The organism is Cryobacterium sp. LW097, assembly GCF_002205495.2.
Taxonomy (GTDB): domain Bacteria; phylum Actinomycetota; class Actinomycetes; order Actinomycetales; family Microbacteriaceae; genus Cryobacterium; species Cryobacterium zongtaii.
Genome location: NZ_CP021992.1, coordinates 3226518 through 3240586 on the forward strand (window position 1 = coordinate 3226518; position 14069 = coordinate 3240586).

At 65.3% G+C, this 14069-nt stretch carries 12 protein-coding genes and 3 tRNA genes; 5 read left to right on the top strand and 10 right to left on the bottom strand.

What is annotated here, in order from left to right; translation table 11 throughout:
• Positions 1-47 precede the first annotated feature (47 nt).
• Positions 48-1430, bottom strand: a complete 1383-nt coding sequence (locus tag B7495_RS15190; RefSeq protein WP_240632271.1) for an NlpC/P60 family protein — start codon at positions 1428-1430, stop codon at positions 48-50.
• Complete coding sequence (locus B7495_RS15195) at positions 1423-2877, bottom strand: peptidoglycan DD-metalloendopeptidase family protein (RefSeq protein ID WP_134493536.1); 1455 nt, start codon at positions 2875-2877, stop codon at positions 1423-1425. The genes B7495_RS15190 and B7495_RS15195 overlap by 8 nt, the downstream gene beginning before the upstream one ends.
• Before the next feature lie 278 nt (positions 2878-3155).
• On the opposite strand from B7495_RS15195, the gene B7495_RS15200 reads away from it, so the two are divergent.
• From B7495_RS15200 to B7495_RS15210, 3 genes are all read left to right on the top strand, one after another.
• A tRNA-Glu gene (locus tag B7495_RS15200) sits at positions 3156-3228 on the top strand.
• Between the two features lie 90 nt (positions 3229-3318).
• A tRNA-Asp gene (locus tag B7495_RS15205) sits at positions 3319-3395 on the top strand.
• Positions 3396-3463: 68 nt separating this feature from the next.
• Positions 3464-3536: transfer RNA gene (locus B7495_RS15210), tRNA-Phe, on the top strand.
• A 268-nt stretch (positions 3537-3804) separates the two neighbouring features.
• Here the strand turns inward: B7495_RS15210 and B7495_RS18865 are convergent.
• From B7495_RS18865 to B7495_RS15235, 8 genes are all read right to left on the bottom strand, one after another.
• Complete coding sequence (locus tag B7495_RS18865) at positions 3805-4311, bottom strand: hypothetical protein (protein WP_134480943.1); 507 nt, start codon at positions 4309-4311, stop codon at positions 3805-3807.
• A gap of 19 nt (positions 4312-4330) precedes the next feature.
• The gene (locus B7495_RS15215) at positions 4331-5104 is read right to left on the bottom strand and encodes a hypothetical protein (protein ID WP_240632272.1); all 774 of its coding nucleotides are present in this window, start codon (positions 5102-5104) and stop codon (positions 4331-4333) included.
• A 24-nt stretch (positions 5105-5128) separates the two neighbouring features.
• On the bottom strand, positions 5129-5548 hold the full coding sequence (locus B7495_RS18870; RefSeq protein WP_134497581.1) for a hypothetical protein: 420 nt from the start codon (positions 5546-5548) through the stop codon (positions 5129-5131).
• Between the two features lie 31 nt (positions 5549-5579).
• Entirely contained in the window at positions 5580-5906 is a 327-nt protein-coding gene (locus tag B7495_RS18875; protein WP_134480945.1) for a hypothetical protein, read from the bottom strand.
• Positions 5907-6161: 255 nt separating this feature from the next.
• Positions 6162-6494, bottom strand: a complete 333-nt coding sequence (locus B7495_RS15220; protein ID WP_088457323.1) for a hypothetical protein — start codon at positions 6492-6494, stop codon at positions 6162-6164.
• 154 nt (positions 6495-6648) lie between these two features.
• Positions 6649-7188, bottom strand: coding sequence for a hypothetical protein (locus B7495_RS15225; RefSeq protein WP_240632273.1), 540 nt, complete (start codon positions 7186-7188; stop codon positions 6649-6651).
• A 247-nt stretch (positions 7189-7435) separates the two neighbouring features.
• The gene (locus tag B7495_RS18880; protein WP_134407806.1) at positions 7436-8206 is read right to left on the bottom strand and encodes a hypothetical protein; all 771 of its coding nucleotides are present in this window, start codon (positions 8204-8206) and stop codon (positions 7436-7438) included.
• Between the two features lie 13 nt (positions 8207-8219).
• Complete coding sequence (locus B7495_RS15235) at positions 8220-12305, bottom strand: RHS repeat-associated core domain-containing protein (RefSeq protein WP_088457325.1); 4086 nt, start codon at positions 12303-12305, stop codon at positions 8220-8222.
• Between the two features lie 97 nt (positions 12306-12402).
• On the opposite strand from B7495_RS15235, the gene B7495_RS15240 reads away from it, so the two are divergent.
• Both B7495_RS15240 and B7495_RS15245 read left to right on the top strand, forming a co-directional pair.
• Positions 12403-13194 (top strand): transglutaminase family protein, encoded by a 792-nt coding sequence (locus tag B7495_RS15240; RefSeq protein WP_088457326.1) that lies wholly within the window; start codon positions 12403-12405, stop codon positions 13192-13194.
• Between the two features lie 163 nt (positions 13195-13357).
• Entirely contained in the window at positions 13358-13993 is a 636-nt protein-coding gene (locus B7495_RS15245) for an acyltransferase (protein ID WP_240632274.1), read from the top strand.
• Positions 13994-14069 lie beyond the last annotated feature (76 nt).

The window sequence follows — 14069 nt, forward strand, 5'->3', positions numbered from 1 at the left end:
GCCTCCCATCAGGGAGGCGGCTTCTGCTGTGTGCCGGGGTCTGTTGCTTAGGACGGTCGGCCGACGTACGGCGCGACCTGGCCTGGCGACCAGATGCTGTGCACCCGAACGGGCTTGCCCACGTCCGGCGCCTCGAGGATCTGTCCGCCGCCGACATAAATGGCCACGTGATAGTAATTCCCCGGCGAACCCCAGAAGACGAGGTCGCCCACCTGCACCTGCGAGAACGAGACGAGCTTGCCCTGACCGGCCATGGTGTTGTACTGGTTGGTCGCCGAGTGGGTGCCGATGTAGATGCCCGCGGCTGCGTAGGCGGCCTTGGTCAGACCGGAACAGTCCCAGACGTCGGGGCCGGAGCCGCCGAGCTTGTAGGCGTCGCCGAGCTGCGCACGGGCGAAGGCGATGGCGGTGCCGACGGCTGAAGCGTTGGGTGCGGCCGGGGCGGACTCGACGGGCGGCGGCGCCGGAACAGCGGGAGCAGGAGCAGCGGGAGCAGGGGCGGCGGGAGCCGGAGCAGCGGGAGCCGGAGCAGCGGGAGCTGGAGCCGCGGGAGCCGCCGGAGCCGCAGCGGCCGGAGCATCGGGTGCGGAAGCGGCCGGCGGATTGTTCTTGACGGCGGCCGCAGCGACGGCCTGGGCCTTGGCCAGCGCGGCGGCGGATGCGGCGGCGTCCAGCCCGGTTTGGTACTCGCGCTCCACGTCGGCGGTGGTGTCCTTCAGCAGGGCCAGCTGTTCGTAAAGCTCCGACGACTTCTTCAGCTCGACGTCGAGCGCGGCCTGGGCGCCCAGCGCGGCGTCGCTGGCCGATTCGTACTTCTCCTTGGACTCGGCGCTGAGACGCTTGCGTTCCGCGGTGGCGGCGGCAGCCTGGGCGATGAGCGATTCCGCGGTGTTCTTGTCCTGCACGGCCTGCCGGTAGATGGTCTCGGACTGCTCGCTGAGCTTGCTGGCCGTGCCGAGCTGGCTGAGCAGGTCGTCGGCGGTATTGCCGTTGAGGAACAGGTTGAGGGAGAGGTCCTGGGCACCGGTCTTGGCCAGGTGTGCGGCAATTAAGCCGGCGCGCATCTTGGACGTGTCAGCGGCCTTCTGCGCCACCGCGGACTGCTTGTCCAGGCTCTCCTCCCGGGCCGTGGCTGCATCGAGGTCGTCCTGAGTGACCCTGTAGGCCTCCGCGGCCATCTGGGAGCCCTGCGACGCCACCGCCGACGACTCCTGCAGGCCCTTGAGCAGTCCGGTGAGGTTCTCGATTTCCTTCGCCTTGGTGGCCTCGCTCAGCTTGGCCTTGGCAACTTCGTCCCAACTCGGGTAGTCCTCGTCGGCGAAGGCCGGCACGGCCACACCGGCCGCGGCGGTGACGGAGCCGATCATCGCTGCCGACAGCAGCGCGGCCGAGGTACGCCGCGAGCGGCGGGTGGACGTGTGCTCAGCCAAGAGGCGCTCCCCTGTCGGACATGAACGGAACGGCGTTGATCCGGTTGCCGCCGCTGAACACCTCGAAGTGCAGGTGGCAACCGGTGGAGGCGCCGGTGGTGCCGGAGCTGGCGATGTTCTGGCCGACCGAGACCTGCTGGCCGACCGAGACGAAGATGCCACCATCGCGGATGTGGGCGTAGCCGGTCATGATGCCGTTGCCGTGGCTGATCTGGACGAAGTTACCGTAGGTGCCCTTGCGGCCCGCGTATTCGACGGTTCCCGATGCTGCCGCGTAGATCGGAGCGCTGCAGCCGGTGCCGATGTCGGTGCCGTAGTGGAAACCGCCGCTGCAGCCGCCGCTGCCGCAGAGGACGGCGCGGGCGCCATAGCCGTCGGTGATGCGTCCGCCGGCGGGAACACCCCAACCCTGGCTGCCGACCTGGCCGCCGCTGAGGCCTGCGCCGGGAGATCCGGTTGAGCCGCCGGACGAGGGGGCCGGTCGGGAGGCCGCGGCGCGTGCGGCTTCGGCCGCGATGGCGGCGAGGCGCGCCTTTTCGGCTTCCGCGGCGATCCGGGCCCGTTCTGCGACGCCGGCCTCGTAACCCGCGGTGGTGGTGGCCTGGGCGTCCTGCATGAACTGCAGTTGCTGCTCGAGGATCACGCTCTGCGCTTCGGAGTCGGCCAGCGCACCGGCTGCGGCGTCCGCCGCCTCCTGGGCAGCCACCATGGCGGCTTCGGCCTCGATTCGGAGGGCCTCGCGCTCGGCCTGGGCCACAGCGGCCTGGTCGCCCAGGGCCTGAGCGGTGTTGTTGGCGGTCTGGGCCTGGTCGTAGACGTCGGTGCTGCGTTCGACGAGTTTGCTCATGCTGCCGAGCTTGGACAGCAGCTCGTCGGCGCCCGCGCCGCTCTTCTGCCCGTCGATGAAGAGGTTGACGCTGAGGTCAGTGCCGCCGGTGCGGTACAGCTGCGCGGCAAGCTGACCGGCCTGGGTGGTCGCGGCGTCCGCCTCGGTCTTGCTGGTGTCGGCCTGAGCCTGCAGGTCGCCGGCGCGACGGCTGGCGTCGTCAAACTTCTCCTGGGCGGTCTGGAGCTCGACTCCACGCGCCTCGGCTTCCGCCTGGGTGCGTTCCACCTCGGTCTGCAGGCCGGCGATGAGGTTCTGGATCTCGGTGACCTGGGCGGCGGCAGCATTGGTGTTGGACTTGGCGGCCAGCACGTCTGGCCAGCTCGGGTAGTCCACGGCCATGGCCGGGCTGATCGGGCTGGCGAGCGTCACCGCGAGGGTCAGGGCGGCGGCGAAGCCGGTCACGCCCATCGTCGCCCGGCGAACGCCGATGCGCCCGCGTCGGGGCTGCTGCCGGTTCGGCCGCAGCCGGCTGAGGCCGGCGTTGACTCCGCGGCTGATCACGGTGGCCGTGCGCTTCATAACTCCCCGATCGGGCTCGTGCTTTGTCACATTTGTCACTGTGGTAACTCTCGTCACAATAACAAACCCCGCTGAGTGGCCAGGGTTCGAATAAAACCTAACCCCCGGGTGCTCCGGTTTGCCGCCCATTCGTGGGCGCGGTGAAAAGCGACACGCCGAGCTGAGAATCGGGTCGGATTCGGGTTCTGACCCGGAATCACGCGGCGAACGGACCCGCAATCCGGCGCCACGCGCACCGGACGCTGGGGCCGATTTGAACTATCGCTCTGCCAACACTTATGATTATGCGTCGGAAGTCATCAGCTTCCGAAGAGCAAGGCCCCATCGTTTAGCGGCCTAGGACGGCGCCCTTTCACGGCGTTAACACGGGTTCGAATCCCGTTGGGGCTACGGATACTGTAGGTTGTACACGGCACGAAAAGTAAGACAGTTCCACAGCACGACAGCACAAGAATCACCGCACGAAATGCACAAAAGTTTGGCCCTGTAGCGCAGTTGGTTAGCGCGCCGCCCTGTCACGGCGGAGGTCGCCGGTTCAAGTCCGGTCAGGGTCGCCAAGGCGACAAGCCCTTTCGAAAGAAGGGGCTTTTCGTCCTTTCGAAGGCGTCTCTCGAGCCGCGTTCGAGGCCCTGTAGCTCAGTTGGTAGAGCGTTCGACTGAAAATCGAAAGGTCACCGGATCGACGCCGGTCGGGGCCACTTGGCCATCTGCGGGCTTCTACCGCGGGTGGCCATTTTTTATGCCCGAAAACAGGCGAGCTTCGGGTCGAGTGCCGTCCCGGCCGAGTCGAGCGGATGCGTGTCAGCCGAACTTCAGATCCAGCACCTGACCACCCGATGTCCATGTGAGCTCCGGATCCGGACCCCGGTAGTGGAAAAACCCCGACAACGCCCCCTTTGCAGCCTCCAGATCGACCACGGCCCCGCTGGGCGCGTATGCAGGCCTGAAGGAATGCGAATCTCCGTCTCATCCGTTCCTTCGATCGAACCCAGGATCCGCCACTGGTTCGTCTCCTGAGCGTTGGCTACGCAATGCACGATGAATCAGCGATTTCGTCTTCGCACGATCTGTCCGGGGCTCCTCAACACCGTTGATCAACCACACATCAGGGAGTTTCGGCTTGGCCGCACGAATCCCTTGTCTTGCAATATCTCCCACCATGACCCCAAGAGCATTGGCTAGTACTAGCACCAGCCATAGGCCGGACCAAGGCCGCGGGAGTTGGGAAAGAAAAACGGACTCCACCACAACGAGAACGATGAACACAAGCATCACGTTGCGATCACGAACGAGACTTCGAACCATGCCGCCTCCGACGAGACCCGCAATGACTACGACGAAGATCTCCAAGCCGTAAAGGCCGTTGAGTGTTTGAAGCACGGCCCAATAAATGCCTACAGCAAAAAGTATTGAAACACCGAGTTTTATCGATGCGTCCCGAACAACACGTTGACGCCGCTGCGATTTACTCATGCCGTGAGAGCTTCCTTCGCTAATGTGTCGTCAGACGCGTCGACTCAGCTTCGATTCCTACCACCCATTCCGGACCGAAAGACGAGGCCCTCGGATTGGCGAGAAAATCGGTCAATGCCGTTTCAACCGAGGCTAGGTCATGAACCAACCGCGCCGGCATGAACCCCTGTACGTCTCCCATCGGAACTTCCACCGACTCATCCGCGACGCCCGCAGATTGCAGCACCGCCCAGGAATTCTCGTCGGTCGAATCAGCATTCCGATGACAGACCATTCCCTGTCCCACTCCACCGGCCACTTCAAAACGAGCGGAACCATGATCAACGGACAGCCGCCCGGATTTCTTGCCGTCCAAGGAACGCAGCGCGGCTATGGCCGCCGACCGGACAGCCCCCATCGTCGCGAACCCTTCCGCATCCACGGTCCAGGGCGCAGCCGCCTGAACTGTGCGATTCGCTACAGCACGCCCCCATGCCACTCCCGCAAGCGTCCCCGCAAAAAACCCGCCGAACCACGCGTATCCAGACGAACCCAGAAGCACGGAGACTGCGACAAACAAAACGAGAACGACAGAACCGATCCACGGCCGCGGGACACCAAATCTCGTTAGCCAGGCGCCGACGCCCAGTCCCGCGAGCATTGCTCCGACCTCAAGAAGCACTCGCTCCCTCGGCACGAACACCATACCCGCGATCGTCGCCAGCAAGACCACCCCGCTGAGGATGAGCGCGCCTTTCCAGGACCGCCGCCGATTTGTTCTCACAACATCCAACTCACTGCGCTTGCTTGTCACCAGCCGAGACGGGAACCGTAAAAGCTAGCCGAACTTCAGATCAAGTGCGGCATCTCCTGACGTCCAGGCAAGCTCCGGGTCAGGGCCCCGGTAATGGAAGAAGCCGCGTAAAGCCCTGCCTGCAGTTTCGAGATCGACCACAGCACCGCTGGGCGCATGCGCAGCTCCCGAGGGTATTCGGATCTCGGTTTCCTCATTGCCGTCAACCGAACCGAGCATCCGCCACTCCCTTTCCTCCCGGAAATTTGCTACGCAATGCACGATGAATCCCGTCGCCGGACTTCCCATGGCCTCGAACAACCCCTCGTTGCGCTCCACAAAGAAACGTCCCGCCCTCGCACTATCCCAGGACGAAAGCAACTGTTGCAATTCCCGTCTTACGGTAGTACGTCCCTTTGGAGCATCCTCATCTCCTGTGCCAGCAATCGCGCCCTCATTCATCACGGTGAGGCCCCTGCCCCTCGCTCGACTCAGGTCATTCCACCAGCCGATAACTCTGCACTTCTGGAGCTCCGCGCAAGACGTGCTTCATGATGACCCGGCCGTACCAGCCGATGTCGAACTCGTACTCGGCGCCGACTTGAAAAGAGGACGCTAGCTCTTGTTGCTCGTCGGAAGTCACACCTCTGGAAATTCCCAGGGGGCCGCAGTTCGACGTCAGGATAAGAACCGCGGGCGTCGACACCGACCCTCTCGAACCGCCCGATGCTGTCTTCGGCTCTGCCGACACCACCACACAGCGCACGCTTTCAACAGCAATCGTGTTCCACACCGGGCTGAACAACACACCCACAGCAACCACGACCGTAAGTAGGAAAACTACCCAGGATAACGACCTGACAATTCGCTTAGCGACCTTCGGTCTTACAGGATTACGCGTTGCCGGCATTTCCTTGTTCACCTTTTCCATTACCAGCCACGCACATGGAGGCCCGTTTACGGACCGGAAGCCCCGCCCGCGACTCCCTGAATGGCACCATTCATGAGTTTCACATACGACGCGACACCCGGTGGCAACCTACTAGACAACGCTCCCCGGCCGTAACCGCAGCCCAGGTCATTCCACCAGCCGATAACCCTGCACCGCCTGGATTTCGTGGAGGACATCTTTCATGATGACCCGGGAATACCAACCAATGTCGAACTCATACTCGGCACCAACTTCGAAGGAGGACGCAAGCTCCTGCCTGCCATCGAACGTCACTCCGCTCGAGATCACCAGGGGACCGCAGTTCGACGTCTCGATGAGCACCTCGGGCGTCGACGCCGACCCTCTCGATCCGCCCGACGCCGTCCTCGGCTCTGCCGACACCACCACACAGCGCACGTTCTCAACAGCAATCGAGTCCAACACCGGGCTGAACAGCACACCCCCGACAACCACAACCATAAGAAGGAAACCTACCCAGGACAACCACTCGGCTCTTGGCTTCTTCGTCGTCTTTGCTGTTACAGGGTTACCCGTTGTCGGCATTTCTCTGTTCACCTGTTGCCGGCAGCGCTCGGAATTGGTCCGTGGGGAACGAGTGCGGCGGCCGATGTGTTCAACCGACAACGTCCTGTGGGTCGACTGCAGGGTGGACGGGCCAGTGGCCGGTGGCGTCGCGGATCTCGATGGCGCGCAGCAGCGGCGTCATGTCGTAGATATTGGTGTTCAGGTTGAGCTTTACCCCCTTTGTGGACCTGATGTATACAAACGGAGGCATCGCGCTGTAACGGTCGATGTCGGTGTAGGTGATGACACGTTCCTTGCCGAGCATGGTGCGGAACGCAACCTCGTAGTCGCGTGGAGCAACGTAAAAGTTCCGGTACATCAGCAGAAACCCGGTTCCGCCCAGGAGCATTGCCACCGAAGTAATGTACTGACCCAGTGCATCTCCGTCGGCAAAACTGGCGAAGATAGTCATGAGGGCTCCCACGATCACAACGAGCCAGCCGACGATCGGAATGAACTTCACCATTCGGCGCCGATCGGGATGTTCCTTGGACCGGTTGGGGTGCTTTCGTGCCCACCACCGAACGGCCACGATAAGTAGTACGGCAAACGCGATGATGACGAACTTCAAACCGGTTTCAGCGGACATGTCTGTTGTCTTTCGTGTGCATCATAAGTGGTGAATCGATGGAGGCTGTGCGCGGTCGTCACTTGCCCTGGGTGGCTATTCCGCATTGGTGACGGGGAGTTTGTGTGCTGGCGGTCACGCGGGTGCCGTCATCTACACGAAAGGGAAAAATGGGAAACAGTCACCGCTCCCGCACCCAGCCGTGGCCGGCAGCACCGCGCCGGCGACATTGCCGAGTTCGTCAAAGACCGCTCAAGACGCATGAGTATCAGCCGAATTTCAGATCCAGCACCTGATCACCCGATGTCCAGGTGAGCTCCGGATCCGGCCCCCGATGATGGAAGAATCCCAACAATGCCGCCTTTGCAGTCTCCAGGTCGACCACAACGCCGCTGGGCGCATATGCAGGGCCTGAGGGAATCGAAATCTCGGTCTCAGCCTTTCCGACGATGGAACCGAGAATCCGCCACTCGCCCTCTTCCTGCCGATGTGCTGCACAGTGCACGATGAAACCGGTCACCGGGTTACCCATCGCCTCGAACAATCCGTCCTTGCGTTCAACACGGAAACACCCTGACTTCGCGCTGTCCCACAAAGAGAGGGCATCCAATGAAGCTGTCTTCGCACTCTCCGTCCGTTGCTCCTGAGCACCATTGATCACCCACACATCACGCAGTACCTTTGGCCGACTCTCACGTAATCCTTCGCTGACGGTGTTGCCGACCATCACGCCGATGGCGTTGGCTGGTATCAGAACCGGCCAGATCCTGGACCAGGGTTCAGGAGACTGAGAAAGAAGCGCGCACTCCGCAATAACTAGGACGAAGAGAACAACCGCCACCAAGTTTTCGCGAACGAAAGCTCGGACTGAACCGCCCCCTACAAGGCCAAGGACAATCAAGGCGGCGATCTCCACACCTTTGGAACCGTTAGTCAGGGAAAAGAGGACGAAAAAGGTCCCTAATGCAAACACCAGTGCCGTGGCCAGGAGAGCCCAGGTCCCTCGAACAAAGCGAGAAAGCGGCGACGAATTCTGCATATCTCTCATATCCTCAATCACCTACAAGCAGGAAGTTCGCGAGATCGAATCCGCCCCCAAGGGAAGTTCCTACAGCTGCCGAGCGCACTAGTGCAGTTCCGTTCACGCCGCCGCGAAGTCCCGACAACGTGCTGGCGTTGGTCCGAGCCGCCTGGGCCAGGGTACTCGACGGAGAAGGGCCGCCGGGGACATGAGTCAGAGCGCCGCCAGTAAAAGCAGACAACGCCACGTCTCCAATCTGAAGCTGTTCCCCGGATATCGCCCTATCCGCAGCAATTCCAGCTACGCCACCGCCGCTTCCAATGGCAGTCATTATCAACCGTGCTGGCGCTCGGGCAATAAGTCCTGCAGCGGGCGAATTCGCTGCGAAACCAGCGGCTTTGGCCAGAGTTCCGCCCGCCGGTCCCGCTAAACCCCCAACAGCTCCGCTCACGCCGCCGCCAACCATGGCACCAGCGAGACCTCGCCAGTCCTGGACGCCTCCGTTCTTGGCAGCGTAGATGACCCCACCGCCAACTGCACCCGCGGCTCCGTTGACAGCTGCGTTGATAGCGACGTATCCACCCAATCTGGTTACGCTCGACGCGGCAGCCATTGTGATGCGAGCAGCAGCGACGCCAGCCCCTCCCAGAGCGCCAGCGGCACCGCCCGCAAGGGCTTCCACGCCCACTTGTCCCCAATTCACGGCACCGTTCGCTGCTTTCTGGGAAATCGTCGATATGCCCCCACTCGCCAATGCCCCGGATACTGCACCAATCAGCACCATGCCAGCCGGGCCGCCCACCCCAGTGCACATCAGCGCAACTCCGGCAGCGATCGCTAACCCACCGGCAACGTATTCCCAGTGGCTCCCAGCCGCCTGATCGTGGGCCTCGAGATCCGCGTCAGTAAGGGGGCGCAGCCCGGCGGGGTCGGTGGTGTTCAGCGGGTTGTTGCCAGCGTAGGCGTAGGGGTTGCCGTCCCAGCCCGCACCCAGGATCGGGGACAGGGGGTCGGTGGAAAGGAAACCACGGCTGGCCGGATCGTAGGCGCGCGCGCCGAGCCACTCCAGACCCCCGATGTCCAAGCCGCCGTTGCCGGTCAGGGTGATCCCGGCCGGCAACAGTCCAGCCAACCCGGCAGTTCCGGTACCGGGCATTCCGCCCGGCGCCGGGTCCGGGATGGTCGTCGCGCCGATGACCGCCCACGGGTCGGTCTGGTCTGTGGGGCGGGCCGCACGCCAGCCCGGCGCCATCCACGCGTCCCCGAACCCGGTGACACCGCCCGGCAATGACAGCACCTGCCCGTCGCCGATACCGGCCAGGGTGGGGAACGGGTTGGCGGTGTCCCACCAGAGCTCCGTGCCGTCAACGCCGGCCAGCTCGCCCAGGGCATCCACCCTGAGTACGTGCCGGGACGTCGCAGTCCCGTCGGGTGTGCGCTCCGTGGTGGTGTTGAGGTGGCCGGTGGGTCCCCAGGCGTATTCGGTCCAGGACCCGTCGGCCCCGATCAGCCGGGTCCGGCGACCCAACCCGTCATGCACATACTCCGTCCGAGACCCGTCCGGTTCCGTCACCGACACCAGCTGCCCTGCCGTGTCGTACTCATAGGTTCGGGAACCGCCCGGGGCGGATTCCTGCACCAGACGCCCGCCGGCGTCATACACCCACTCCGACACCACAGCCGGAACGGACGTATCCTGCTCCCCGTTCCGAGTCGTGGCCGCCGAGACCATCTGCCCGGCACCGTCATAGCCGTACCGGGTCACCGCCCCAGCCCGGGCCAGGCCGGTGATGCGGCCGTCGCCGTCCCGACCGATCCGCGTCACATCAGCCGTGCCAGGATCAGAACGGTCCGCACGACTGTGCTCGGCCAGGCTCCCGTACCGGTACACCCACTCCTGCACCAGCTCGCCGGCCGTGGCAGAGAGGATGCGCCCGGAACGGTCGTGCGTGAAGGTGGCCTGCCCGAGGGCGGGGTTGCTCACGGCGGTGACCCGGCCGGCAGCATCCCGGCGATACGTCGTGGTGGTGCCGTGCGCGTCGGTGAACGCGGTCCGGTTGCCGTCGGCGTCGTATGCCCAGGACAGCCCGCGGGACCCGCGGGTGCGGGAGGTCAGCCGGCCGCACCGGTCAAAGCCGAGCTCGTGCTCCACGGCCAGCCCAGCACCGCCCAGGGAATCGGAAATCACCACGCGGCGGCGGAGCCGGTCGCGCTGAATCGAGGCGAGGAGTTTCCCGTCCACCGAGGTGGTCACTTGTTGTCCGACGGCGTCGTACGTCCATCTGGTGGTGTGACCGTCCGGGTCCGTCTGGGACAGTTGCCGGCCGGCGGCATCGTAGGTCGCGGTGGTCACCCGGCCGAGGGGGTCGGTAACCGCACCGACCAGGTCGGTGGCCGTGTAGGCGCGGGTCGTCACCCCGCCGAGGGGGTCGGTGACCCTCACCAGGCGCCCGCGCACGTCGTACTCGAACCGGGTGCGCCCGCCCACCCCGTTGACGGTGCCGGTCAGTTCCCCGGCGGTGTTGTACGTGAACCGGCGGGTCCCGTACCAGGTGTCCTGGGAGAAGCTCAGCCGCCCGGCCTTGTCGTACCCGTACCGGGACACACCCTGGCCGGGGCTCCGGCGCGACAGGAGCCGCCCGCAGGGGTCGTACTCGAAGGTCTCGACCTCGCCCGTGGGCAGGGTGCGCGCGATGACGCGTTGGTCAGCGTCGTACGCAAGTTCGGTGACGGCCCCGAGCGGGTCGGTGGTTTTCCAGGGCCGGCCGCATCCGTCGTACTCATACCGTGTGAGCGCGCCGGCGGGGGAGGTGATCGAGGTGATCTTCCCGGCCACGTCCCGGCCGAGCACCGTCAGGCCGCCCTCACCATCGACGAGTTCCACCGGGTTGCCGGCCGCGTCATAGGAGATGAGTTCTGCGGAGCCGTCTTCCCCTTGCACCCGGGTGGGGCGGCCGTAGGTGTCAAAGCTGTAGGTGGCGCTCCCGAACGCGTCCGCCAGCGTGGCCGTGCCCGACTGCCGGTCCGTCGTCGCATCCGTGCGCACGCCGGTGGGGTCGACAATGGCGCTCAGCGCACCGACCTGGTCGTACTCCCGCGCCCAGTCGTGGCCGGCGGGATCGGTGATCCCCACGAGCCGGGACAGCGTGTCATGCACAAAGCCCCACCGGGCGCCGTCGGGCAGCACGGCGGCGGTGACGTTGCCGAGTTCGTCGAAGACCCGCTCGATGCTGCGGCCCAGGGGGTCGATCGTGCGCACCAGCTCACCGTTGCCGGCGTATTCCAGTTCGGTCCGTCCGCCGTCCGGGGCGATGGATGCCGTCGTGCGTCCAGCCGGGTCATGTTCAAACGTCCAGACGGCACCGTCGGGGTCTTCCCGCCGAACCAGCAGCCCCGCACTGTCGTAGCCGAAGCGGGTCTGCACCCCGGAGGGGGTGATGGCCGCCACCGGCCGGCCGGCCAGGTCGCGGACGATCCTCGCGACGTCCCCGACCGCGTTCTGGGTGGCGACGAGGTCACCGAAGTCGTCGTAGTCAAAGCTGACTGCCACACCCGCCGGGTCCAGTACCCGGGCCAGTTGCCCGTTCCGCCACACCAGCTCGGTGCGCCCGCCCAGCGCATCCAGAATGACCGAGGGGTCCCGGGTCACCGCGTCGGCATACTCAAAGGAGATGACCGAACCGGTTTCGGTGACCAGGGTATCGATGCGGTCGTGGTCGTCCCAGCCGTAGGTGAGGTCGGCGCCTTCCGGGGTGACTGTGCGGGTTCTCCGGCCCCGCCCGTCGTAGCCGTGCACCGTGACGGTTCCGTCGCGCTCGGTGAAGGAGACCAGGTTTCCGTGGCCGTCATACGCCATCGACTGCCGGTGGTCGTGGGAATCAAGCACCCCGACCAGGCGGCCCTTCGCGTCGGCGATCCACGAGTTGGAGCGGGTACCGTCCTCATCCGAGACCACGGTGACCCGGCCCGGCAGATACGCGAACCGGGTTCGACGCCCGTGCTGGGTGACTTGGAGCACAACCCTGCCGTGCTCGTCATAGGTGTTTTCCGCCTCGAGAACCCCCGCGCACGAGAAGACCGCCTCGATCAGGCCCTGCTCGTTCCACCGGCTGCTCACAGCAGCACAAACCACCGGCGTTGCTTAGACCGCTTGACTTTGCCCGACGGGTTGGGTGCTTTTCTCACGGTTCGCGGATGTATGCCACGATGTGGGCATGAAACGCTCCGCTTCCGCGCATCTCGAACTCGTTGCACACGGGCCCGCTGAGCTGGTTCTGTCCGTCGCCGTCGCCGCGGACGCGAGCGCCACGGAGCTGCTCGCCATCGTGCAGAACAACACCGCGCTCACCTACCGGGACGTCCTCGACGCGCACGGCACCCGGCTCCAGCTCGTCTCGGTACAGGCCGGCCGGATCGACATCGACTACACGGTCGAGGTGTCGGGCGAATCCGGGCCCGCAGAGGTGTCCGACATCGACCTCGTGCGTTACCTCCGGCCCAGCCGCTATATCGAATCCGACCATCTCTGGCCCACCGCGCACGCCGAGTTCCGCGGGCTCACCGGCACCGACCTGCTCAACGCGATCACCTCCTGGGTGGGCACGCACCTGAGTTACGTGCCCGGCGCCAGCCTGCCCACGGATGGTGCGGTGCGCACCCTGCTGTCCCGGCAGGGCGTCTGCCGCGACTACGCCCACCTCGTCATAGCCTTCCTGCGCGCGCACGACGTGCCGGCCCGCCTGGTGTCGGCCTACGCTCCCGGCCTGTCACCGATGGACTTCCACGCCGTGGCCGAGGCGTATCTCGACGGCGCCTGGCAGGTCGTCGACGCCACCGGGCTCGCTCCGCGCCAGTCGCTTCTGCGCATCGCCACCGGCCGGGACGCCGCAGACACCGCCTTCCTCTCCTCGGCGGGCGCCGCAATTCAGCTGAACGTGCTCACCGTCACCGCCGTCGCCGACGTGCTGCCGCGGGACGACGTCACCAGGCTGGCCCGGCTGGCCTAGACGCCACCCCTGGAGTGGTTACAGCGGGGCCGGAAGGCACGCGCTATGGTCCCTACAGCGCACAACAGACCTGAGAATAACTCACTCGCACCTGTCGCCCCTGTCAGGCCGATGACAGCACGAGCCTCCGCGGCATCCGGCTCCCAACTTGCAAGGGATACTCGTGACGACTGACGCCGGCGCCGGCGCCGTGAGGGCGCTATGGATAGCACCGTCCGCGGACGTCGACCCCCGCGCGGTGCTCGGCGCCGGCAGCACGGTGGCGGACCGCGCCCAGGTCCGCGAATTCGCCCGGGTCGGCCCCGGATGCACGGTCGGGTACGCCGCGTACCTCGGGCCTGGCGTCATCCTCGGACGCCAGTGCACAGTGCAGGATTTCGCCCTTCTCTACGAACCGACCCTGCTGGAGGAACGGGTGCACGTCGGACCAGGGGCCGTGTTCACCAACGACAGGTTCCCCCGAGCCGTTTCGCCGATCGGCCGCCTCAAGACCACGGCGGACTGGGACCTCGTCGGTGTCACCGTGCGCACCGGGGCATCCATCGGCGCCAACACGGTCTGCGTCGCACCCCTCACCATCGGGCGCTGGGCCGTGGTGGCCGACGGCTCCGTGGTGACCGCCGACGTGCCCGAGTACGCCCTGATGGACGGGACTCCGGCCAGGAGGGTGCACTGGGTGGGACAGAGCGGCGCCCGCCTGGATCGCGTCGGCCCCGACCTTTTCAGATGCCCGGTGACCGGCGCGCTCTACGGCGAACACAACGGCGCCCTCCGCCCACTCGGAATTGCCCCCCGATAAGGTCACAGCGACACCTTCCCAGCCCGGCTATGGTCACGTCGTGAGGACCTGGGCGTGCGCCAGGTCTCGTCAAGAG

Coding starts and splice junctions, on each gene's coding strand:
- B7495_RS18865 (WP_134480943.1), bottom strand. CDS start 4,311: ATGAGTAAATCGCAGCGGCGTCAACGTGTTGTTCGGGACGCATCGATA.
- B7495_RS15220 (WP_088457323.1), bottom strand. CDS start 6,494: ATGGTTGTGGTTGTCGGGGGTGTGCTGTTCAGCCCGGTGTTGGACTCG.
- B7495_RS15225 (WP_240632273.1), bottom strand. CDS start 7,188: ATGTCCGCTGAAACCGGTTTGAAGTTCGTCATCATCGCGTTTGCCGTA.
- B7495_RS18880 (WP_134407806.1), bottom strand. CDS start 8,206: ATGCAGAATTCGTCGCCGCTTTCTCGCTTTGTTCGAGGGACCTGGGCT.
- B7495_RS15240 (WP_088457326.1), top strand. CDS start 12,403: ATGAAACGCTCCGCTTCCGCGCATCTCGAACTCGTTGCACACGGGCCC.